The following is a 21410-nucleotide window of genomic DNA, read 5'->3' as shown; positions in this document are numbered from 1 at the left end:
AAGCTTATACCTAAAGATAGGTTTTCCTTCTCTTTCAATATTTACGTACTTACAGACTCACCCCTCTTTTCCAGGGAATGAAGTCTTCCTGATTCAGCAGAACGGCTTTTGGTATTACTTCACCACTAGCTGCTTTTATGCAATACTCGAGAATCTCTTCTCCCATCTGCGAAATTGATTTTTCCCCTGTAATAATGGGCCCGGTATCTATATCTATTATATCACCCATGCGTTTGGCAAGTGTGCTATTGGTAGAAAGTTTGATAGTTGGACAAACAGGATTACCGGTAGGTGTACCCAATCCGGTTGTAAAGAGGATCAGCGTAGCGCCCGAAGCCGCTTTACCCGTTGTAGCTTCCACATCATTTCCTGGTGTACAAACCAGACTCAGTCCGGGTTTGGTGGCCTGCTCAGTATAATCCAGCACATCCACTACTGGTGAGTAACCTCCTTTTTTTGCAGCACCGGCACTTTTGATGGCATCTGTAATAAGTCCATCACGGATATTACCGGGAGATGGATTCATATAAAAACCAGATCCTGCCTGGTGAGCCAGGGCATCATAGGAATCCATCAGCTTAATAAATTTCCGGGCAGTTGCTTCATCCACACTACGATCAATCAGATCCTGCTCTGCGCCACATAACTCAGGGAATTCTGCCAGCAATATTTTTCCTCCAAGAGCAACTACCAGATCAGCGCAATAACCAACTGCCGGATTCGCAGATATTCCGCTGAATCCATCACTCCCGCCACATTTCACACCTATACATAGTTGATCCAAAGATGCAGGAGTCCGCTTCAACTGATTAATTTCCTGCAAACCGGTAAATGTTGTGCGAATGGCATTGGTGATAAGATCTTCTTCCGAACGGGATTGTTGCTGCTCGAAAACATATAGAGGTTTATCAAACTGAGGATTCAGTTTTTTTACTTCTTCCACCAACTGATTTGTCTGCAAATGCTGGCAACCCAAACTTAAAATAGTAATACCGCCAACATTAGGATGATTAGCATAGGCTGCCAATAATTTTCCCAATATATCAGAGTCCTGGCGTATACCACCACAACCACCATCGTGATTTAAAAATTTAATACCATCAACATTTGGAAATACCCGATGATTGGTAGCACCGGAAGGTTGTAATTGTACATTCAGCAAATCATCTCCCTGTTCCAACGCTTTAACCAGATCGCGGGTATAACGTTTATATTTTTGTGTTACGCTGTATCCAAGTTCATTTACCAGGGCTTCTTTTATTACATCCATATTTCTGTTTTCACAAAAAACAGTTGGAATAAATAGCCAGTAATTAGCTGTACCTACCCGTCCGTCTGACCGATGATAGCCCTGAAAAGTACGGTGTTTGTACTTGTCCACATTGGGAGCCTCCCAATCCAATTTCACATTTCTGTAAGCATAGGGGTCAGCGGCATGTTTCAGGTTTTCCGTAGTTAGGATTTCTCCCACCGGCAGTTCTGTCTGTGCCTTTCCAACCAACACGCCATACATAATAACAGGATCACCCTTCTTCAGTGGCTGTATGGTAAATTTATGTTTAGCCGGTACATCTGATTGCAGTTGAATGGATTGATCCTGCCAATCAATCAACTGACCTTTCTTTAAATTATGGAGCGCTACCAGTACATTGTCTTTTGGATGTACCTGCAGAATAGATGCGTTCATGATTGCAGCGTTATTCAGTAATTGTTTTATCGAGGTGAACATAGCCACCATCTACGTGGATCAGTTGACCTGTTGTGTGACTCGATTTATTCGACAGCAGGAAGGCCGTTGTATAGGCGATTTCCTCTGGTGTTGTCATTCGGTTTTCAAAAGGGATTCGTTTATTAATGCTGTTGAGTTTGGCCTTTGGATCCGGCAGGGTTTGAATCCAGGTAGCATACTGTGGTGTCCAGCATTCAGCCACCACAATCGCATTTACCCTGATTCCGTATTTCAATAATTCTACCGCCCATTCCCGGGTCAAAGCATTTCGACCACCGTTTGACGCAGCATAACCAGAAGTATTGCCCTGACCGGTTTCAGCCGTTTTGGAGCTGATATTCAAAATAGCTCCTTTCGATTTGATCAATGCAGGTAATGCATGATGTGCCATAAGGTAATAATGTACAAGGCTCCTATGAAGAGAAGCCATAAAATCTTCATATCCTCCTTTCTCCAATCCCACTCCATCGTTTTTACCTGCATTGTTAACCAGTCCATCTATTCGACCGTATTTGATCAAAACATAATCCACGGCAGCTTTGCAGGCATTGGGATCAGCCAGTTCAGCAGCAAACTGATCTGCTTTTTGTCCGGTTCCCTGCAATTCATCCACCAGTTTCTGGTTATCAGTTGCGTCCCTTCCAATAATAACAGGTACTGCTCCTTCTGCTGCCAGCACCCGAACAATACCCTCACCAATTCCTTTGGCTCCTCCTGTTACAATAATAATTTTATTCTGCAGATCTAAATTCATGTAACGATTTATTAACGTGAAAATGCGATTAATTCCTGCCGGGAAGTTCCAAGTCCGTCAATACCAAGTTCCATTACATCGCCGGGTTTTAAATAGACCTGTGGATTCATGCCCAATCCAACTCCTGCCGGAGTACCAGTAGAAATTATATCACCCGGTAATAAGGTCATGAATTGCGAGGTATAGGCGATCAGGTGAGGAATCTGAAATATCAGGTTGCTGGTATTTCCATCCTGCATTTGTTTTCCATTTACAGTGAGCCATAACCGAAGTGCGTGAACATCCCCAATTTCATCTTTGGTTACCAGCCAGGGTCCGATGGGTGCAAAAGTATCACAGCCCTTTCCTTTATCCCAGGTACCGCCACGCTCCAATTGATAAGCCCGTTCACTGATATCGTTGTGGAGTGTATAGCCTGCTACATAATCCATTGCTTCCGATTCTTCCACATAACTGGCTTTTTTTCCGATTACCACGGCCAGCTCCACTTCCCAATCTGTTTTTTCGGACCCACGGGGTATCATAACCGGATCATTAGGCCCAATTAATGCCGTGGTTGATTTCATGAAAATAACCGGCTCCGTAGGCGGAGTGGCATTGGTTTCTTTTGCATGATCGATATAGTTAAGTCCTATACAAACAATTTTAGACGGACGCGCAACCGGCGATCCAAGTCGCGTACCGGCAGGCAGTTCCGGTAATTCAGTTGCAATTTCTTTTAGAATATCTGTTAATCGATTTAGTCCGTCCTCCGCAAAAAAAGTTTCATTATAATCCAGAAAATGAGCAGACAAATCCAACTGCTTTCCGTCTAATACAACACCCGGTTTTTCCTGGCCCGGGTTACCAAAACGTATCAATTTCATAGTTTAAGTATTTAGCGTAATAAATCCTCCGTCAATTGGATAATCAGATCCGGTTATAAAGGAGGCTTCATCCGAGCAAAGGTAGATCATCAGATTGGCGATCTCCTCCGGCTTCCCCATTCTGCCAATAGGCTGACTTGCCGACAGCTTTTCGAACATCTCAGCTTCTTTGCCAGGATAGTTTTTGGAAATAAATCCGTCCACAAAAGGTGTATGAACCCGTGCAGGAGAAATACAATTCACCCTGATTTTATCTTTTAAATAATCTTTTGCAGCAGAGAGCGTCATTGCCAGCACCGCACCTTTGGTCATGCTGTAAGCAAAACGATCGGCTAAACCAACCACAGCGGCAATCGAACTCAGGTTCAGAATCGCGCCCCCGCCATTCGCCTGCATCAGTGGGATGGCACCCAACATACAATTGAAAACCCCTTTTACATTTACGTTAAAAAGGCGATCAAAATCAGCTTCAGAAGTAGTGGTAACTTTTCCTACATGGGCAATACCGGCATTATTAATCAACACATCGAGCCGGGGAATTTTACTGAAAACCTCCAGTACTGCGGCCTGGTCTGCAACATTAGAGGTATGGATATACGCTGTTGCACCAATTGATTTCAATTCTGCCTGTAATTCAGGCCAGTTGTTTTCATTGAGTTCAATTATATGTACAGTGGCGCCCTGCCTCGCAAATGCCAGGGTGGCAGCTTTTCCAATACCACTGGCACCGCCGGTAACTACTACCGTTTTATTTGAATAATTAAATAACATCATATTAGTTTAATGTCCGGGTTGAAGGTTTACAACCAGATTTTTTTTCGATTGATTAAACCCAAATAAACCAACTACGGCAAAGCAAAGCAATGGAATGATATAAGCGATTTGAATATTTCCACCGGTGAGGTCGGATAACTGGCCCATTAGCAGAGGGAAAAACGCACCACCTACAATCGCCATAACAAGCAGTGAGGATGCCATGCGTGCAGCTGCACCTAATCCGGCAATTCCTAATGCAAAGATAGTCGGGAACATGATTGACATGAAAAATGGTACGGCCATCACAGCATAAACAGCAATAGGACCACTTACAAAACTGGCGACAAACAGCAGGCCTATACAGATGCTGGAATAAATCATCAATAACCTGGCCGGACTGATAAACTTCATAAAAAATGTTCCGGTAAAACGGCCAACCATGAAGCCTATCATGGAGAGGGCAAGGTATTCAGATGCCGATTTTTCCGGTAAATCCATAGTGTATTTGGAGTAGCGGATAAAAAAACTACCCACACCAACCTGCGCTCCAACATAAAAAAATTGTGCTAAAACAGCCCAGCGAACCTGAGGAATGGATAATACAGAAAAGGAGAATTTATCTTCTGCGGAACTTGCAGAACTGGAGGTTTCTTCGCCTTCCGGAAGTTTCACTACCAGGAATAATGCAACCAGAACAAAAACCACCACGCCAATAACCAGATAGGGTAAACGAACAGCATTGGCCTCTTCCTGGAGGTAGGCCTGAAGAGTGCCGGCCTGTTCCATTGCCTTAAGAGTTTCGGGACTGTGTTCAATACCTGTAAGAATGAATTTACCACCTATTAATGGTGCAAGGAATGCTCCCACACCATTAAAGGATTGCGCAAAATTCAATCGCTGGGTTGCGGTTTCGGGGTCACCAAGTTTCGTTATATAGGGATTGGCGATAGTTTCCAGAAAAGTTGCACCACCTGCAATAACGAAAAGTGCAGCAAGGAAAAAAGCATAGGAACGGGTATCCGCCGAAGGAAGAAAAAGCAAAGCACCTGCGCCATAAAGAACCAAACCGAAGATGATTCCTTTTTTGAACCCATATTTATTCATGAACCATCCGGCAGGCAGGGCAATCGTAAAGTAGGCCATATAAACGGCGAAGTCGATCAATGCCGATTGGGTATCATTCAACTGGCAGGCTTTTTTCAAATGGGGAATCAATATTGGATTGATATTATGAAGAAATGCCCAGAGGAAAAAGAGCGAGGTGACCAGAATGAACGGTAATAAGTACTTGTTCTTGGATGACATGCAAGCTTGATTTTGTTGGGTGCTGTTAAGTTTGGAAAATTAGGTTGTATGACCGGTACGGGAGCCGTCAAATTGTGCAAATTATTCGAATATATTAACAAGTTATTAGCAGCAGGGGGGTATTTTACCCGGTTGGTAAAAAATTGTTATTCAGGGGATTAGGTGCTCTTATTCCGGCTCTCCTCAAAAGGCATTAAACTCCAACCCCTTGATCCTATTGAATTCCAGCCGATGCCTGCCCATTTTTTAAGCCTTTCCACTAGCCCTTGATTTTCAATCTTTTCGAAGAAATTGGTCAAGTTCAGAAAAAATATTTTGGTATTTAATCTCAACCCCTAATTTTGCGCCCGGAGAGATGGCAGAGCGGTCGAATGCGGCGGTCTTGAAAACCGTTGACTGTTACAGGTCCGGGGGTTCGAATCCCTCTCTCTCCGCACTACAAAAGTAAAAGCGCAGATCCGGTAAGGGTTTGCGCTTTTTTTATTGGGAGATTGTGCAAAAGTGTAGCAATTTCAATGAGCCACCCGCTGCGCCTGTTGCATATTGTGGGTAATAACCACAATGGTTATTGAACCTGCCGAATCTGGACGGTAACGGAGAATATACGGCACCTTACCAGGAACTTCTGAGGGAAGCCGAATAGCAAGAAGCAAAGAATCTACTCTTTTTCCACTTTCTGATAAACCATTTAAGCGATTGGGACATGGAATGTATTTCCTGGAAAACAACTATGACGGTGCTTATGAATGGGCCAATACGAAAGAGAATGCTGATAAGATGGATGAAGCGGTAGTGACAGGCGCAATTCTTGATTTATCTCATTGTTGCGACCTGATGGATAGTAACCAAACTGAATTTTTTCTACATTTTCGGGTTCCGTCCAGTTGTGCGCTGATAAAATTGAAATCCCTTCAAATCGTTGAATTAGGAGTTTTTTTTTGTTCGAATTAATTTTTCACCCTAAAGTGGTGATCCCCCAACTTTTCGGTATGATCCCTTATTGGGCATACCCTCCGGCGAAATATGTTTGTTTACCGAAATGCGCAAAGACAAGCGCTGGCTCAACAGCAAATTGAGTAATTTGCTGCAATATTTTTCCATATGCCTTTCCTGCTTACCTTCTTACCCGAACTTGAAGCACTCTTATTTGGTGAACAGGATGTCTGGTTCCTGGCAGAAATTTTGTTTCGAACGGTAGTCATGTATCTGGTGCTGGTAGTAGGCCTTCGGCTGATGGGAAAACGGGGTGTTCGGCAGCTTACTATATTTGAACTCGTGGTTATTATTGGTCTTGGTTCTGCCGCGGGCGACCCGATGTTTTACAAGGAAGTTGGGTTATTATCGGCCATCACTGTGTTTGTGACAATCATATCCGTATACCGGATCACAACCTATTTTATTACAAAATCTAAAAAAGTGGAGCAACTGGTAGAAGGGAAAACCATCTGCCTAATTGAAGATGGCCGGTTTTGTGTAGAAAGCTTCGATAAGGAAGACCTTGCCCAGGATGAATTTTTTTCGGAACTACGGGTTAAGGGCATTTCACATATCGGACAAGTGCATCGCGCATACCTGGAAGTTTCTGGCGAAGTAAGCGTTTTTCCGTTTAGCGATGAAGAGATGCGACCCGGCCTGCCAATTCTGCCTCATGAATTTCAGAACCAATTATTAAACATCACCGAATCGGGCATATACGCCTGTGTGCATTGTGGTAAAACGGAGCAATTAAAGGCCCTGACGCGAACCAATTGCCCCATCTGCAAAGAAAATAAATGGGTCAAAGCGGTTTCGCGAAAACGGGTACAATAAAAAATCATTTACTGTGCAGATCGGACATCAAAAACCAACTCTGTCGGCGCATACCCAAACTGCTTTTTAAAGGCAAAGGAAAAATGGGACAGATTTTCAAAGCCAACTTCATAACAAACATCAATGGGTTTCTTTTTCTTTTCGACCAACTGGTAATGAGCCAGCTCCAACCGTTTTTTCGTTAACCAGCGCTGCGGTGTGCTGGCATATATTTTTTTGAAATCGCGCTTGAATGCTGTCAGACTTCTGCCTGTCAGATAACCAAATTTTTCCAAGGGTAAATTGAACATAAAATTTCGTTCCATATAGGCTGCCAGATCAATTTTCCCCGGCTCCTCAAAGTTGCTAAGGATGGTGTCTATACCGGTGTCGATTGAACGAAGTATGGTTACTGCTTCCGTAATTTTTAAATCCGCAAGTCCTGCAGGCAACTCCTCCATATCAAAATAGGGAATCAAAGAGGACAGGCAACTTTCCAACAAAGGATGATTGGAATAATGCAGGATCCGATTCCCCTCCCCGCTCTGTCGCTTTGGTTCAATTTTGTTGTAATAGTTGCGAAGCCAGTCGCTGGTCAGGTGCATCACCACTGTTTTATGAGGCAATCCATCTTTGGGATAATTGATGATGGTGGCCAACTGATTTCTGGGTATCAAAAAAATATCTCCTTGTTTAAAAAAATATGTACCCTCCGTACGAATAATTTTAGTTTCTCCTGATAGAAACCAGATCAGCATATGGTGCTCGAACAGGATATCCGATTTAAAGAATTTATCCTGATAGCAGGAAAGCTTTATATCCGCTGTTATATACTTTGCTTCATACTGCATTGGATCGAAATTTAGTTTATTTCAAATCTTAAACCAATCATTTCTTCCGTTTGTTTCCAAAGTCTTTTCGCATTTTGCTCATCTACTGAATAAGGCATTACACCACTTACATGAAGTTTTGAATTCAACCCCCCTTTTGAATCTGCTGTTACAAGTTCAGCAATATCTCCATCTTCACAATAAACGCCGCCTATAGTATCAAGCGCCTTACTGGTAGCTGCCCATACCGTGGTAGCTGCCCCTTGCGGAATCGTCTTTAAGTTGGCCAGCACCTCCGCACGCAATTCCCCTTTTTCATCCAAAAAACCCATTTGTTGAAACAATTCAACCGGTGCTTCTCTTGCCAATTCCGTACCGGCTATTGATCCGGGATGAACAGAATAAGCACGAACACCATGCCGACTTCCCCTGGCATCCAACTCAACTGCAAACAAATTGCTGGCAGTTTTAGATTGCCCATATGCCTGCAATGTTTCATATGCACGCAACTCAAAATTCGGGTCCTCAAAATTTAATGGAGCCATATGATGACCAAGAGAGGAAACATTCACCACCCTTGCGCCATTCGCTTTCTTCAATGCAGGCCAAAGCCGGGCGGTCAGGTGAAACTGTCCAAGATAATTGGTTGCCAATTGGGATTCAAATCCCCGTTTATCTTTCCGAAACGGCACCCACATTATACCGGCATTATTAATCAACAAATGCAATGGTCTGCCAGATGCTAAAAATCGCTCGGCAAATAACTCTATGGTTGCCGGCTCCATGTTATCCAGTGCCTCTATCTCAACACCCGGAATTCCCTGCAGATTTTTCTTTGCCTTTTCAAGATCCCTTGCTGCAACTATCACCCTTGCTCCCGCAGTTGCGAGTATTCTGGCAGTTTCCAATCCAATGCCGGCATTGCCTCCTGTAACGATGGCAATTTTCCCTCTTAAATCAATTCCCTTAATTACATCTGCTGTAGTTGAATCTGCTGTAAATCCGGATTGAATTGGTATTTGTAATTGTCCCTGGTAATTGTTCTGTATCATGCTTTATATTTTTATTGATACAAAACTAAACCTCCCATTTTTGTCCGACTTTGTTCAGACGTCCGATTTTGCTTTGTTTAAAAGCTCGCTAAATACGGTGGTCTGGTCTTTGCAATGACCCTATAAAACAACGATTATGGCAAAAGAAAAATATCCTGAAAAGGATAAAGAAAAGAATCCGGCATTGAAACCAGATCCTAAAACCACCAACACCACTGACCCACAGGAAAATATGGAGGGCCCAGTATCTTCTATTATGCAAAATATCCGCGAAGAGGCAGAAGAAAACGACAAAGATGATACGAAAAATAACAAGAATAAACAAAATTAAGTATCACAAAATTGTTACAATTGTAGAATGATCAAATATTTCATTTCTACGTTTTCTGCATGCATACTTGGATTTATATTTATTTGTCAGGCACAGGAATCCATTCCTGCCGTTATTCCCGGCGATTTTGCTGACCCTTCAGTTATCAGCGATGGTAAAAATTATTATGCAGTTGGAACCTCTTCCGAATGGGCTCCCCATTTCCCGATTTACCGGTCGGGTGATTTACAAAAATGGGAACCCGTTGGATATGTATTTGACAAAGCACCCGAATGGACAGCAGGTTCTTTTTGGGCGCCGGAATATTATTTCATGAATGGTCAATACTATATCTACTATACAGCCCGACGCAAAAAAGACAATATTTCCTGCATGGGAGTGGCCGTATCAAAATACCCCGACCATGGCTTTGTAGATAAAGGGGTTATTGTTGATTTTGGTAATGAAGCTATTGATGCCTTTATTGTGGAAGACAAGGGCCAGCATTATATAAGCTTTAAGGCATACGGACTCGATAAACGACCAATTGAAATCCTTGCAATGAAACTATCAGCAGATGGCCTGCGGGCAGAAGGGGAAGTATTTAGTCTGCTAAAAGATGATGCCAGAGTTGGATTAGAGGGACAAAGCTTTATCAAAAAAGACGGTTATTTCTATTTGTTCTATTCTGCAGGAAATTGTTGTGGCTTGAAATGCGACTACAATGTTCAGGTGGCCCGATCCAAAGCCTTCAAAGGTCCTTATGAACGCTTTGCGCAGAATCCCATCCTATTTGAAAATAAAGATTGGACATGCTCCGGTCATGGAACTTTTGTGCAAGATAAAAAGGGACGCTATCAGTACCTGTACCATGCCTATAACAAAGAATCAACTGTATATACCGGCCGTCAGGGTCAATTGGCAGAATTGGTTTGGCCAGAGGAAAATGGCTGGCCGGTTTACAAACAACAGGCTCCTGTTAAATTGAAAAGTTCAGCAGCCAGCATTTATGATTCATTTGATGGCAAAGTGCCGGCACTGCACTGGCAATGGGATTGGCGCCATAGCAGTCCGGTTATCCAACAATCCAATAATCAATTGCGTTTAAGCGGCGCCGCTACCAGTAATAATCCTACTGGAATTGTTTTGACTGTTCGGCCTTCCAAAGCAGATTTTGCCATCAGTACTAAATTAAGTGGTCAAAGTTCGGCTCTACGCGGACTTGCTTATTATGGTGATGCCGGAGCGGCATTGGGATTGGGACTTGCAGGAAATCAGCTTCAGATATGGGTGGTGAGGGATCAACAATTTACGGTTCTTCAATCTTTACCACTGCAAAGCTCCAATACTGTTGAATTAAAACTTTCGGTTGATACCAATCATCTTTGTCAATTCTACTACAAATCAGGAAAAGATGATTGGCAGAAAGTTTCTACAAACAAACCTGTATTTGCCAATTTTCTACCACAATGGGATCGCAGTCCGAGACCCGGCCTGCATTTCAGGGGAAATGAAATGGAATATGCCATTTTCACACAATTTATACTGGAATAAATCAATAAATCAGAAAATCAGCTATTTCCTTTTTCCAATCTGCAGCAATATCCGTTGAAAATTCCTCTCCCGTTTTGAGCCGATTGAAAGCATCCGGAACCCCCAATAATTTATCCAGATGTTTGGTTCCAGCCGGATTGGCAGCAGTATAATAATTTCTTTCAATCAACTGTTCCGGGTATAAATGGCAAAGCAGTCGAATTATTTCAACGCCCATTTTAACAGGGTGAAAAATCCTTGCATCAGTAACTTGAAATTGTATTCCTCCGCAGGTTTCGCCTGCATATATGCCGGAATTGGGAATATAAGTTATGGCATAGGCCTGCACCCCGGATAACCCAAGTTGGCTAAAGACTTTGGCAAGTAAGGATCCATCTATCCAGGGGGCACCTAATTGTGTAAATGGTCTCTCTGTTCCACGGCCCTCATTAATAAAAACACCTTCCAATAAACCGGTACCCGGATATAAAATGGCCGTTTCCAAATCACGGATTGCCGGTGAGGTTGGAAGAAATGGCCAGCCTGCTTCCACTGCGGTATTCAACCGGTTCCAGTTTTGAATGGGAATAACCTGAAGGTCCAGCCCAGGAAGGCGAGTGGATCTAAAATAAGCGGCTAGTTCACCAATTGTACAGGAATGCCGCACAGGAATAGGCCATCGCCCAATAAATGAGTTGCATTTAATTTCGTCCAGCAGGGGACCTTCAGCCAATTCCAGATCTCCACCAATTGGATTCGGCCGATCCAAAACGATCAGTTTTTTTTGTTCCCGGGCGCAGGCTTCCATAAACAGTGTCAGGGTCCACAGATAAGTATAAAATCGGCAGCCCACATCCGGAATATCAAACAGTATCGCATCCAGATCAGAAAGATCCTGAGCTTCCGGTGCCATTTTTTCTCCATATAAACTTGTGATCGGCAGTCCGGTTATTACATCCCTCCCATCCAACTGCTTTTCGCCATCCGCTCCAATTGCATACAGGCCATGTTCGGGAGAAAATAACCGGATCAGATGAAACCCCGTTTTCATCAGATGTACACGGCTTCGTTCGCCACTTTCAGTTAATGCTACTTCATTCGTAACGAGTCCCCATCGCAGTTTTTTTTCATTGGCTGAAAAACCATCGAGCGTATCAATTCCGCATATCACCATAAACTATTCTTCATTCCCGAATATAACAGAAAGTTCAAAAAAAATTTGTGTAGTCAAATAGCTACATATATATTTGTAGTCAAATAACTACACAATGAACCTGAGACGAGATGTATTCCAGGCAATAGCCGATCCCACCAGAAGAGCCATATTGCTGCTGGTAGCTTCCCAATCCATGACCGCCGGTGCCATTGCAGCGAACTTTGATACGGCCCGTCCCACAGTTTCAAAACACTTGCAGATATTAACGGAATGTGAGTTATTGGAACAGGAGCAGAACGGAAGAGAAATAGTTTATCATTTCAATGCAAAAAAAATGAAAGCAGTAGCTGATTTCATTGAACCCTTCCGGAATTTATGGGAGGATCGATTTAATAAACTGGAAGCAGTTATGAAAAAATATAAATCCTCAAAAAAATAAAGAATGGAACGTAAAACACAAATCCATGCAGTTGACGGCAAACAGGAAATCCGTATTACACGCGAATTTGATCTGCCGTTGACACTTTTGTTCAAAGCCTACGAAGAAGCAGCATTGATTGAACAATGGATGGGTACTACAGTAATCAAACTGGACAATAAACGGCATGGGTCCTACCAGTTTGAAACGACGGATCCGGTTGGGAATAAACACCCTTTCAGTGGAACCATTCATGCATTCAATCCCAACCATTCTATTATTCGGACATTTGAAATGGAGAATAGTTCCTTTGGTCCCCAACTCGAGTTTCTGGAATTTGAAGCAATTGACGAAGATCGTTCCAGATTATCCATGCACGTACTCTACAGGTCGGTTGAAGTACGTGATGAAATCCTGCAATTACCTTTTGCCCAGGGAATCAATATGGCACATAATCGTTTGCAGAAAATATTTAACCGATAAACCAACAACCATGTCTAAAAGAAATAAAATAATTTATTGGATTGCTACTGGCTGGTTTTGTTTAAGTATGGTTTCTACCGGAATCGTACAATTATTTAAAATCAAAAATGAAGGTGATTTTATCAATCACCTGGGATATCCTGCGTATATTCTTCAATTTATTGGGTTCTGTAAAATGCTGGGGATAATCGCACTTTTGTTTACAAAATTTTCTTCTGTGAAAGATTGGGCCTATGCTGGCTTTTTCTTCCTGATGACGGGAGCTGTATATTCGCATATAGCTAACGGTGACAATTTTCGCCTGATTTTCCCTTCGTTATTCTCTTTACTTTTACTTCTGTTATCCTGGTATTTCCGACCAGTAAAAACATCTTCTGTTTCAACAAGTAAATTATAATCCATGAGCAAGAATGCTACTACCAAAAAGAAACTATCAGCCGAAGAGCAGAAAAAAATTCTCTCTCTTTTAAAAGCCCGATTTGAAAAAAACACCAACCGCCATAAAGGACTGGATTGGGGGAAAGTTCAGACCAAACTGGAAGCCGAGCCTGCCAAACTATGGTCACTTGATCAGATGGAAGCATCCGGCGGAGAACCTGATGTGGTGGGCTTCGATAAAAAAACAGATGAATACATTTTTTTTGATTGTTCCCCTGAAAGTCCGGCTGGCAGAAGAAGTTATTGCTATGACCAGGAAGCACTGGAATCAAGAAAAGCCAATAAACCGGCAGACAGTGCTATGAATGCCGCTGCTGAAATGGGCATTGAACTACTTACGGAGGAAGAATACCAGACTCTACAACTACTGGGCAAATTCGATCTTAAAACTTCCAGTTGGTTACGTACTCCAACTCCTGTCCGCAAATTAGGCGGAGCCATATTTGGAGATCAGCGCTTCGATCGGGTATTCATCTACCACAATGGCGCAGAATCCTATTATGCCGCCCGGGGCTTCCGGGGATCGTTAAGAGTTTAACTCTATTTCAGCAGCTTCTCTGATATCCAGTTATTAAACCGATCCCGTTCTTCCGGAAAAGTCCAGTGACCGGTTTCCAGAAAAAGTTCCAGCTCTTTCGGAGCGGTGATTACATTATAGGCTGCATACATAGAAGTAGGTGGACAAACCTCGTCATTAAATCCCCATGCATAATAACCGGTTGCTTTTAGTTGGCGGGCGAAATTCACCACATCATAATATCCAACTGTGGCCAGTTTTGCAGGTGTATAATTAAAGGTTTTATTCTGCTCATTGAAATAATGCGGCCATCCGCCTGCCCGCCCTTTCAGATAACCTGTAACATCACTCAATGCAGGGTAAAATGCAGCGAGGTAATTTACACGCTGATCCAGACCGGCTGTAATAATTGAAAGTGCTCCACCCTGGCTACCGCCACATACACCCAGACTCCTGCCATTGTATTCCGGAAGAGCCACCAAAAAATCATTGGCCCGTACACATCCCAGGTAAACCCGTTTATAGTAAAATCGGTTTTTATCATCCATAGAAATGGAAGGATAACCATTTAATGCGCCTGCACTAAGGTTTGCATACACTTCATCATCCAGGTTTACAGGGATTCCATGAATGCCTATTTCAAGGGTGATAATTCCCTTTTCTGCGGTTGCCACATCTCCCCGATAGGGTCGGATTCCTGCACCCGGTACCCTCAATAAAGCCGGATATTTTCCGGGCGCTTTGGGTACGCAAAGAATTCCATAAACGCGGGAATTACCGATGTTTCGGAGGCTCAGATGATATACATTTACTTTTTCGGAACTCCGCTCAGGTAGTAATACCATTTTTGCATCCATCGGAATTTTTGCAAGTTCCTCTTTTGCATTGTTCCAGAAACTGGTAAAATCAGCCGGCAATTCCACGGTAGGATTAATTTTATCCGGACTAAAACCGGCTGTTGCGAGTCCGCGATAAACTTTTCCATTAACCGTTGCCGTTACAACACAGCGAAGAAACCCCGCATTCTTCATAGTGCCGGCATCCAGCAGAAGCTGCCCGCTTTTTAATTTCACAGAATCAATAAGGGTTGGTTTCAATTTTTCCGGACCTATTTCATACTGAACCATTATATCTTTTAGCAGATTACCAGATTGATAAACACTCACACCAAATTTCACCTTTTCACCCGGCTGGTAGACCCAGTTGGTATGATCAGGAGCAACTATTATTTTAACCAATTGCTCCGCTGGTTGGGCAATTGTACGAATTCCGGTAAAAAGCAGCAGTAAGCTGAGTAAAAAAGAACAGGCTTTCATTATCGTTTATTTGATTAGTCATCCCGAATATAAATCAGAATCAGTTGGCAATACCGAAAATAATCAGGGTGACCCGAAATCTTCTTAGTATCCATTCGTAACTGAGTAAACTCAATAATATGGTGAACAACACTACCAGAATAAATTTCAGCCAAAGATTGATCTCCAATGGAAACAACAGCAAACAAACTAAAAATTGAAAAAAAAGATGAACAATATAAACCGGATAAGCTGCCCTGCTAAGATAGGATAGCCGCCTGCTTCCTTTATTAAAATATCGGTTACCTATTGCCAAGATAGCAAGTATCCATGCATTGGATTCCAAAACCAATAAATACGGAACTGATTTTGCCGGCAATTGAATTATTCTGTATGCATATAAACAAATCGCTATCATCAAAAATAACCATCGCCATTTAACCATACTTTGCCAAAAAGAGAAACCAACCCAACTAAAAAGATAACCAAACAAAAAAGCAATCATTCCCAGGAAAAAGCCATGCCATGTCATAGCATACATTTCAAACAAGATTGGCTTAAGCAGGAGTACTTCAACCATTAAAAAGAGGAGCTGTAATAAAATCAGGGTTGGCGCATTTAGCCATTGTTTGATTCTTTGAGAAAAAGGAGCTGTTTCCATTCTTTTCAAATAACTAAATAGGGGCAAAAGAACCACCAGATACACCATTATATTTCCAAGAAACCATAAATGTGCTGCATGCGCCTGATAACTTAATGGTTGGCGATAGTTATATTGAACCAACATTATTTGCAAGGGAACGATCAGGAATATCCCCACCAGATATGGAATCAAAATCCGTCTGGAGCGATCCAATAGTAATAGTTTCCAGTTGCGGTTACGAAACGAAAAGTAAACCGCTATCCCGGAAATGAAAAACAATAAGGGAATTCTCCAGATATTCAACATTGTCATTGGAATCCAGAGCGCATCCAAACTTTTCCCATTGGTAATAAATCCTAACAAAACACCCCAGGACTGAAAAGAAATGGCACTATGATAAACCAGCAGTAATCCAATTGATACTACCCGCAGAAAATCAATATCGTATCGGCGCTCAGTGCTGGACATATTTTTCTGTTGTAGGTTTATATTTTTATTTCAACAACTGAACTATCTGAGGTCGGGTATTTTTTAGATAGTTTAAATCGATCTTTAGCCCCATTGGGGCCAGCATTTTACCCAAACTTTCATACACCGGCTGAACCGATTCAAAGGAGCCGCTAACGGTTTCAATTGCTGTCTGCCCATATTTATTTTTTATGGTTTTAACTGCTTTATTCGACAGCAATAGTTGAACAATCTCGGGCCTGCAAAAAAAAGCAGCTGTATGCAATGCTGTGGATCCATCGTTATTCTGCTGATTGATATCCACCCCCGCTTCCAATAAAATCTTCGCAATTTCCGTTTTACCAAAAAGAGCTGCAATTATCAATGGACTGGACCCTCCTACCGGATCCTTTTCATTGATATTGGTGCGCACAGCAATATGTTGCTGAACGGCTTTTTTATCTCCATTCAGTACTGCTGTATGAATATCTACAGATGGAGCTTTGGAGGAGGGCTGTGCATTACAACCGGTCATTACGAGGAAGAATCCCATAACAGGCAGGGCAATAAGAATTCCCTGCAAAATTTTGTTTTGCTTTTTCATGTTGGTTATAGTATAGGTGAATATTTTTACTCGCCGATAAGCTAGTCTTCTTTGTATTCCAAAATATCTGCAGGCTGACATTCCAACACTTTACAGATGGTATCCAATGTGCTGAACCGAATGGCTTTCGCCTTCCCTGTTTTAAGTATGGAAAGATTGGATAAAGTCAATCCCACTTTTTCTGATAATTCATTCAGCGACATTTTCCGCTTTGCCATCATCACATCCAGGTTCACTATTATTGCCATAGCTTATACGGTTAAATCATTTTCAGTTTGGATTTCAATGCCTCTTTTGAAAATCAGGGCAATTACAAATAATACCACCCCCATAAAAAGCCATACATCCGCACCTGCTAATCGCAGGTGATGAATTTCAGGCATAAGAATCCCTTTCCCTTCCAGCCATTCAGTATATTTGGCACCCCAGTTCGAAAAAAGGCTAATTCCAAATGCGACATAAGACATACTGAAAATAAACCGGCCAATTTTGGGTTGGAAGGGCTTTTCCAAATCCAGCTTTTGTTCCAGAAGTACTTTGATTATAATATAAAACAAGATTGCCTTTAGTATAGCTGCAATTGTCATAAGTGAAGTGATAACCAGAAACTCTCCTTTATCCTGCCGAAATAGTGGAGATAAATCAAGATTTGCCCAATAAAATTTTGCTTCTGAATTATTTATGAAATAAGTATAAAGCGTATTACATAAAAAGCCACCCGCTTCAAAACTGACTCCCAGAAAAATGATCCAGGTAAGAATATGTAGTAGCTGCAGTAAATGTTTGGTTGTGATTTTGATTAGTACCATGTTATTAGACGTTTAACACGACAAATATAACAATATTTATTGTTTTTCAATAAATATTACGCTTTATATACTAAATTTTATTTGTTTATCAGGTTTATATCCTATCCAGCGTAAACAGTTGCCGCATCTGGCGCATCATCACCCACTGAGGAGTCAGGTATTTAAATACCAAGTTTCTGAGACCAATTGCAAGTGGATTTTTAAGATGTGCCGCTTTCCCCATAGTCCAGCTTCTTCGTACGATCGTATGCGCTTTCGGACGACGGACTTGTGGATACATTCGAAACACCTCTTCCAAAGGAAGTTTTTTAGCAAGTTCTCCTAACACATATGCGTCTTCTACAGCCTGACAGGCTCCCTGTCCCAGATTGGGCGTAGTTGCGTGGGCTGCATCTCCCAGCAGGCACAATCGATCTTTACTCCATTCCTGAACAGGCTGTAAATCGGTCAACGGATTTTTAAATATTTTTTCATGCGGGGTGGCTTTGATAATTTCCATTACCAGTGGATTATACTCCTTAACAAAATCGAACAGGTCAGTTTCCTGCTGGTCCATAGCTGCATCCACTACCAGGTACCAGTAAACGATCCCCTTCCCTATTTCTGCCATCCCAAAACGGGTACCCCTGCCCCATGCTTCTATAGCGTCGTGCTGGTATTTTTCAGGCAAATTGAATTGCACCAATCCCCGCCAGCAAATCTGTTCTGCAGAACGAATGGTGTTTTCTGAAAATAATTGTTGCCGAACAATGGAATGTATGCCATCCGCCCCAATCACAAAGGGTGCTTCCACCAAAGCTCCATCTTCAAATTGAAGCGCATATCCCTCACCGGAAGTCCCGATTTTTTTCAGTCGTTTATTCAACTGAATGTTTTCTTTCCCGATTGCTGTTGCCAGAATTTTATGCAGATCTGCCCGGTGTATGGCATAATTGGGTGTACCGAATTCCTTTTCGAATCTGGTTAGCGCAACTACAGTAAGCGGACTGAAATCAGGTTTGGAAACAGTCATGGTATCCATTCGGTTACCATGATGAACGATTTCATCATATACTCCCAATACACGCATTACCTGAAGTGCGTTTATCGCTAAAATTATTCCAGCACCAACTGACTTAATCTCAGGAGCTGCTTCATATACGGTTACAGCAATACCTGTTTTTTTGTAAAGCCAGCGCAGTGGTTAAACCGCCAATTCCAGCTCCAATAATTGCCACCTGCATAGGAGGAGTTTAGGATGGCAAATCTACAGCACTTAGCTAATAATATACCTGCCTACTTCTGTCCCATCGTCATTCAACATCCAAACGTTTAACTCCTTTTGTGTAGCTTTTACTTTTATCAGTGTGCGTTTCCCTTCTTTTGGTCCGCCACCAATTATAATCGGATAGTTATGCTGTCCTTCTACCGGAGGATGAACACCATATTTATGCGTATGTCCGGATATAACCAGATCAACTTTATACTTATCAAACAAAGGAGAAAACAATTCCCTGCAATGCATGGTGCCATGCCAGTCGCCGGAATAAAATGTGGGAATATGCATCATTACAACGCGGTATTTTGCTTTTCGTGCGGCTTTACTTTGTAATTGTTTCTCCAGCCAAACGGCTTGCCTGCGGCGATATTGATCAAAATCAACGATACCTGCATACACTTCTGCATTATCCGGCTTGTCCTCTCCCGTATCCAGTGCAATAGCAAACACAGGACCTCCTTCAAAACTAAAAAACTGTCCACCCGGATTGGTGAAATAATCTTTTAATTGTCTTGCATATTTCCCCCTTGTTTCATGATTACCCCGCACAAACAAAAACGGTTTTTTAGTTGCAAACGTATTGGTGCAGGGCGTCAGCAAATGGTCAATAATCTGCTGTTCATCTGTCTGGTGATCAAACATATCACCATTGAGAAAAACAAAATCATACGGATCAGCGCCATTCAGTTGAACCAGCTCATTAAAAGAATCGGGTCGGTCATGAATATCATTCAATACCAGCCAGTTTAATTCAGTTGCCATGGGATTTACCGTAGCAAGCGTATATACTTCGCTTTGAATGGTTTCGCCATATACTAATTTGTAGGGCTGAAAATCCATGATCTCTTTGGATACAATCCGGTAGAAATAGGTTTTTCCCGGAATCAACTCTTCAACCAGAACCTCCTGTACCCGATTATACGCATCTACCAAACCATCGGTAACTGCATGCGCTTTTTGCCCTAATTCAGCAGTTTCCCCAAATTCCACCCAACTATAGGAAGGCGCTGCTGTAATCCATCGTATACTCATGCTGGTTGGGCCCACTGCCTGTAGGTAAGGCCCCGCAGACAGGCTATTCGTCTGTTTCTTTAATGGAGCAGCTAAACCTGCAAAAGGAGAAAAACCAATTGTACTGAGTGCTGTTAATTTGGTTAAGGTACCCAGAAATTCACGGCGATTACCCGGAGGCGTGTTAGAGGTTGACATTCGCTTGGCAAACTTGTTTCAATAAATATAAGTCCCCATAACAATTCACCGCCATTCAATCGTTTGCGTCAGTTAGAATTGATGTAAATTCAGAAAAAAATAGCCATGTATTCTTCATCCAGACGATCCCTTATCAAAACGCTGGCAACCGGCAGCGGGCTGTTATTATTTTCTCCCAACAGTTTATTGGCAGCAACAAGGAAGAAAAAAGATCGGCTTGGGGTTGCGCTGGTGGGACTCGGATACTATAGCACAGATTTATTAGCACCAGCCCTGCAGCAAACCAAACATTGTTATCTGGCAGGAATTGTAACCGGAACTCCTTCCAAAGCAGAAGACTGGAAAAAGAAATTCAATATCCCGGATAAAAACATTTACAATTATCAGAATTTTGACCAGATAGCCAATAACCCGGATATAGATGTGGTTTATGTAGTATTACCACCCTCCATGCACAGGGAATATACCATCCGGGCAGCCAATGCCGGAAAACATGTCTGGTGTGAAAAACCCATGGCTATGGATGAAAAAGAATGCCGGGAAATGATCGATGCCTGCAAACGCAATAAACGTTCTCTGGCAATTGGCTATCGCCTCCAGCATGAACCCAATACCAAAGCCTGGAGAAAAATGATTGCCGATCAGTCGCTCGGCAAAGTACAATCGGTTAATTGTGCCGCAGCTTATCGCGACAACCGTACTGACCACTGGAAGCAGAAAAAGGAAATGGGCGGTGGCGTTCTTTACGACATGGGTGTATATTCTATTCAGGGGGCCCGTATGGGAACCGGAATGGAGCCAATTGCAGTAGCATCAGCAATCACTTCCACCACAAGACCCGAGATTTATAAAAACGGACTGGATGAAACTGCTGTTGCCAAACTGGAATTTCCAGGCGGCGTATTCGCTGATATAAAAACAAGTTTTGGGGAGAATGTCAACTTTCTTCATATTCAATGTGAAAAAGGACTTATTAAAGTAGAACCCTATTCCGCTTACAATGGACAAAAAATAACCAGCCCGCTGGGTAATATTCATCATCCCTATTCAGTACCAATGCAACAAACCCTGCAAATGGACGACGATGCACAATCCATACTTAAGGGAAAAGCCATGCAGGTTCCCGGTGAAGAAGGATTACGTGATATCCGTATAGTGGAAGCTATTTACAAATCTGCTGCAAGCGGACAAAAACAACGGCTTTAATAAA

24 protein-coding genes and 1 tRNA gene are annotated in these 21410 nt (G+C 42.4%); 10 read left to right on the top strand and 15 right to left on the bottom strand.

Going from position 1 to position 21410, the window contains the following annotated elements; genetic code table 11:
• Positions 1–49: 49 nt before the first annotated feature.
• From B2746_RS11625 to fucP, 5 genes are read right to left on the bottom strand one after another with little or no spacing between them, the layout of a single operon-like run.
• Positions 50–1687 carry a UxaA family hydrolase gene (locus B2746_RS11625; protein ID WP_290793834.1) on the bottom strand — a complete coding sequence of 546 codons (1638 nt, stop codon included), beginning with the start codon at positions 1685–1687 and terminating at the stop codon, positions 50–52.
• 10 nt (positions 1688–1697) lie between these two features.
• Positions 1698–2483 (bottom strand): SDR family oxidoreductase, encoded by a 786-nt coding sequence (locus tag B2746_RS11620; RefSeq protein ID WP_290793832.1) that lies wholly within the window; start codon positions 2481–2483, stop codon positions 1698–1700.
• Positions 2484–2494: 11 nt separating this feature from the next.
• Positions 2495–3349, bottom strand: coding sequence for a fumarylacetoacetate hydrolase family protein (locus B2746_RS11615; RefSeq protein ID WP_290793831.1), 855 nt, complete (start codon positions 3347–3349; stop codon positions 2495–2497).
• A gap of 3 nt (positions 3350–3352) precedes the next feature.
• On the bottom strand, positions 3353–4120 hold the full coding sequence (locus B2746_RS11610; protein ID WP_290793829.1) for an SDR family NAD(P)-dependent oxidoreductase: 768 nt from the start codon (positions 4118–4120) through the stop codon (positions 3353–3355).
• A gap of 9 nt (positions 4121–4129) precedes the next feature.
• Positions 4130–5410, bottom strand: coding sequence for an L-fucose:H+ symporter permease (gene fucP / locus B2746_RS11605; protein ID WP_290793827.1), 1281 nt, complete (start codon positions 5408–5410; stop codon positions 4130–4132).
• Positions 5411–5759: 349 nt separating this feature from the next.
• On the opposite strand from fucP, the gene B2746_RS11600 reads away from it, so the two are divergent.
• The 3 genes from B2746_RS11600 to B2746_RS11590 all read left to right on the top strand — a co-directional run bounded on the left by B2746_RS11600 (position 5760) and on the right by B2746_RS11590 (position 7219).
• A tRNA-Ser gene (locus tag B2746_RS11600) sits at positions 5760–5844 on the top strand.
• Between the two features lie 262 nt (positions 5845–6106).
• Positions 6107–6361, top strand: a complete 255-nt coding sequence (locus B2746_RS11595; RefSeq protein ID WP_290793825.1) for a hypothetical protein — start codon at positions 6107–6109, stop codon at positions 6359–6361.
• A gap of 150 nt (positions 6362–6511) precedes the next feature.
• Positions 6512–7219: a DUF421 domain-containing protein gene (locus tag B2746_RS11590; protein ID WP_290793823.1), complete on the top strand. Its 708-nt coding sequence runs from the start codon at positions 6512–6514 to the stop codon at positions 7217–7219.
• Positions 7220–7227: 8 nt separating this feature from the next.
• Here the strand turns inward: B2746_RS11590 and B2746_RS11585 are convergent, their stop codons facing one another.
• Together B2746_RS11585 and B2746_RS11580 are read right to left on the bottom strand one after the other, a co-directional pair.
• Positions 7228–8049 (bottom strand): helix-turn-helix domain-containing protein, encoded by an 822-nt coding sequence (locus tag B2746_RS11585; RefSeq protein WP_290793821.1) that lies wholly within the window; start codon positions 8047–8049, stop codon positions 7228–7230.
• 11 nt (positions 8050–8060) lie between these two features.
• On the bottom strand, positions 8061–9080 hold the full coding sequence (locus tag B2746_RS11580) for an SDR family NAD(P)-dependent oxidoreductase (protein ID WP_290793818.1): 1020 nt from the start codon (positions 9078–9080) through the stop codon (positions 8061–8063).
• 136 nt (positions 9081–9216) lie between these two features.
• On the opposite strand from B2746_RS11580, the gene B2746_RS11575 reads away from it, so the two are divergent.
• Together B2746_RS11575 and B2746_RS11570 are read left to right on the top strand one after the other, a co-directional pair.
• A complete protein-coding gene (locus B2746_RS11575) occupies positions 9217–9411 on the top strand; it encodes a hypothetical protein (protein WP_290793815.1) in 195 nt (64 codons plus the stop codon).
• Between the two features lie 27 nt (positions 9412–9438).
• Positions 9439–10944: a glycoside hydrolase family 43 protein gene (locus B2746_RS11570; protein WP_290793812.1), complete on the top strand. Its 1506-nt coding sequence runs from the start codon at positions 9439–9441 to the stop codon at positions 10942–10944.
• A 1-nt stretch (position 10945) separates the two neighbouring features.
• Here the strand turns inward: B2746_RS11570 and B2746_RS11565 are convergent, their stop codons facing one another.
• Positions 10946–12097: an exo-beta-N-acetylmuramidase NamZ family protein gene (locus B2746_RS11565; RefSeq protein ID WP_290793809.1), complete on the bottom strand. Its 1152-nt coding sequence runs from the start codon at positions 12095–12097 to the stop codon at positions 10946–10948.
• Positions 12098–12191: 94 nt separating this feature from the next.
• Here B2746_RS11565 and B2746_RS11560 point away from each other — a divergent pair, with 94 nt between their 5' ends.
• From B2746_RS11560 to B2746_RS11545, 4 genes are read left to right on the top strand one after another with little or no spacing between them, the layout of a single operon-like run.
• Positions 12192–12518, top strand: a complete 327-nt coding sequence (locus B2746_RS11560) for an ArsR/SmtB family transcription factor (RefSeq protein WP_290793806.1) — start codon at positions 12192–12194, stop codon at positions 12516–12518.
• 3 nt (positions 12519–12521) lie between these two features.
• Positions 12522–12980 (top strand): SRPBCC domain-containing protein, encoded by a 459-nt coding sequence (locus B2746_RS11555; RefSeq protein WP_290793804.1) that lies wholly within the window; start codon positions 12522–12524, stop codon positions 12978–12980.
• Positions 12981–12990: 10 nt separating this feature from the next.
• Positions 12991–13377, top strand: a complete 387-nt coding sequence (locus B2746_RS11550; RefSeq protein WP_290793802.1) for a DoxX family protein — start codon at positions 12991–12993, stop codon at positions 13375–13377.
• A gap of 3 nt (positions 13378–13380) precedes the next feature.
• Positions 13381–13956 carry a DUF4256 domain-containing protein gene (locus tag B2746_RS11545; RefSeq protein WP_290793800.1) on the top strand — a complete coding sequence of 192 codons (576 nt, stop codon included), beginning with the start codon at positions 13381–13383 and terminating at the stop codon, positions 13954–13956.
• 2 nt (positions 13957–13958) lie between these two features.
• Here the strand turns inward: B2746_RS11545 and B2746_RS11540 are convergent, their stop codons facing one another.
• The 7 genes from B2746_RS11540 to B2746_RS11510 form a co-directional block, all read right to left on the bottom strand.
• Positions 13959–15251, bottom strand: coding sequence for an acetylxylan esterase (locus B2746_RS11540; RefSeq protein WP_290793797.1), 1293 nt, complete (start codon positions 15249–15251; stop codon positions 13959–13961).
• Between the two features lie 40 nt (positions 15252–15291).
• On the bottom strand, positions 15292–16341 hold the full coding sequence (locus B2746_RS11535; RefSeq protein WP_290793794.1) for an acyltransferase family protein: 1050 nt from the start codon (positions 16339–16341) through the stop codon (positions 15292–15294).
• A gap of 25 nt (positions 16342–16366) precedes the next feature.
• Complete coding sequence (locus tag B2746_RS11530; RefSeq protein WP_290793791.1) at positions 16367–16924, bottom strand: ankyrin repeat domain-containing protein; 558 nt, start codon at positions 16922–16924, stop codon at positions 16367–16369.
• A 41-nt stretch (positions 16925–16965) separates the two neighbouring features.
• Positions 16966–17172 (bottom strand): helix-turn-helix domain-containing protein, encoded by a 207-nt coding sequence (locus B2746_RS11525; protein ID WP_290793788.1) that lies wholly within the window; start codon positions 17170–17172, stop codon positions 16966–16968.
• 3 nt (positions 17173–17175) lie between these two features.
• Positions 17176–17733: a DUF2975 domain-containing protein gene (locus tag B2746_RS11520; protein ID WP_290793786.1), complete on the bottom strand. Its 558-nt coding sequence runs from the start codon at positions 17731–17733 to the stop codon at positions 17176–17178.
• 94 nt (positions 17734–17827) lie between these two features.
• Positions 17828–18886, bottom strand: a complete 1059-nt coding sequence (locus tag B2746_RS11515) for an FAD-dependent monooxygenase (RefSeq protein WP_290794069.1) — start codon at positions 18884–18886, stop codon at positions 17828–17830.
• 102 nt (positions 18887–18988) lie between these two features.
• A complete protein-coding gene (locus B2746_RS11510) occupies positions 18989–20200 on the bottom strand; it encodes a purple acid phosphatase family protein (RefSeq protein ID WP_290793783.1) in 1212 nt (403 codons plus the stop codon).
• 105 nt (positions 20201–20305) lie between these two features.
• On the opposite strand from B2746_RS11510, the gene B2746_RS11505 reads away from it, so the two are divergent.
• The gene (locus B2746_RS11505; protein WP_290793780.1) at positions 20306–21406 is read left to right on the top strand and encodes a Gfo/Idh/MocA family protein; all 1101 of its coding nucleotides are present in this window, start codon (positions 20306–20308) and stop codon (positions 21404–21406) included.
• Positions 21407–21410 lie beyond the last annotated feature (4 nt).

It is taken from the genome of Flavihumibacter sp. UBA7668, assembly GCF_002483205.1.
GTDB lineage: Bacteria > Bacteroidota > Bacteroidia > Chitinophagales > Chitinophagaceae > Flavihumibacter.
Note: the sequence above shows the minus strand (reverse complement) of the source record. Positions and strands in the feature narration are given on the sequence as shown.

What these genes read in the sequence shown, in the direction of transcription:
- B2746_RS11540 (WP_290793797.1), bottom strand. Translation starts at nt 15,251, where the DNA reads ATGAAAGCCTGTTCTTTTTTACTCAGCTTACTGCTGCTTTTTACCGGA.
- B2746_RS11550 (WP_290793802.1), top strand. Translation starts at nt 12,991, where the DNA reads ATGTCTAAAAGAAATAAAATAATTTATTGGATTGCTACTGGCTGGTTT.
- B2746_RS11585 (WP_290793821.1), bottom strand. Translation starts at nt 8,049, where the DNA reads ATGCAGTATGAAGCAAAGTATATAACAGCGGATATAAAGCTTTCCTGC.
- B2746_RS11530 (WP_290793791.1), bottom strand. Translation starts at nt 16,924, where the DNA reads ATGAAAAAGCAAAACAAAATTTTGCAGGGAATTCTTATTGCCCTGCCT.
- B2746_RS11625 (WP_290793834.1), bottom strand. Translation starts at nt 1,687, where the DNA reads ATGAACGCATCTATTCTGCAGGTACATCCAAAAGACAATGTACTGGTA.
- B2746_RS11545 (WP_290793800.1), top strand. Translation starts at nt 13,381, where the DNA reads ATGAGCAAGAATGCTACTACCAAAAAGAAACTATCAGCCGAAGAGCAG.
- B2746_RS11575 (WP_290793815.1), top strand. Translation starts at nt 9,217, where the DNA reads ATGGCAAAAGAAAAATATCCTGAAAAGGATAAAGAAAAGAATCCGGCA.
- B2746_RS11510 (WP_290793783.1), bottom strand. Translation starts at nt 20,200, where the DNA reads ATGTCAACCTCTAACACGCCTCCGGGTAATCGCCGTGAATTTCTGGGT.
- B2746_RS11570 (WP_290793812.1), top strand. Translation starts at nt 9,439, where the DNA reads ATGATCAAATATTTCATTTCTACGTTTTCTGCATGCATACTTGGATTT.
- fucP (WP_290793827.1), bottom strand. Translation starts at nt 5,410, where the DNA reads ATGTCATCCAAGAACAAGTACTTATTACCGTTCATTCTGGTCACCTCG.
- B2746_RS11620 (WP_290793832.1), bottom strand. Translation starts at nt 2,483, where the DNA reads ATGAATTTAGATCTGCAGAATAAAATTATTATTGTAACAGGAGGAGCC.
- B2746_RS11555 (WP_290793804.1), top strand. Translation starts at nt 12,522, where the DNA reads ATGGAACGTAAAACACAAATCCATGCAGTTGACGGCAAACAGGAAATC.
- B2746_RS11590 (WP_290793823.1), top strand. Translation starts at nt 6,512, where the DNA reads ATGCCTTTCCTGCTTACCTTCTTACCCGAACTTGAAGCACTCTTATTT.
- B2746_RS11520 (WP_290793786.1), bottom strand. Translation starts at nt 17,733, where the DNA reads ATGGTACTAATCAAAATCACAACCAAACATTTACTGCAGCTACTACAT.
- B2746_RS11565 (WP_290793809.1), bottom strand. Translation starts at nt 12,097, where the DNA reads ATGGTGATATGCGGAATTGATACGCTCGATGGTTTTTCAGCCAATGAA.
- B2746_RS11580 (WP_290793818.1), bottom strand. Translation starts at nt 9,080, where the DNA reads ATGATACAGAACAATTACCAGGGACAATTACAAATACCAATTCAATCC.
- B2746_RS11525 (WP_290793788.1), bottom strand. Translation starts at nt 17,172, where the DNA reads ATGGCAATAATAGTGAACCTGGATGTGATGATGGCAAAGCGGAAAATG.
- B2746_RS11535 (WP_290793794.1), bottom strand. Translation starts at nt 16,341, where the DNA reads ATGTCCAGCACTGAGCGCCGATACGATATTGATTTTCTGCGGGTAGTA.
- B2746_RS11610 (WP_290793829.1), bottom strand. Translation starts at nt 4,120, where the DNA reads ATGTTATTTAATTATTCAAATAAAACGGTAGTAGTTACCGGCGGTGCC.
- B2746_RS11615 (WP_290793831.1), bottom strand. Translation starts at nt 3,349, where the DNA reads ATGAAATTGATACGTTTTGGTAACCCGGGCCAGGAAAAACCGGGTGTT.
- B2746_RS11505 (WP_290793780.1), top strand. Translation starts at nt 20,306, where the DNA reads ATGTATTCTTCATCCAGACGATCCCTTATCAAAACGCTGGCAACCGGC.
- B2746_RS11560 (WP_290793806.1), top strand. Translation starts at nt 12,192, where the DNA reads ATGAACCTGAGACGAGATGTATTCCAGGCAATAGCCGATCCCACCAGA.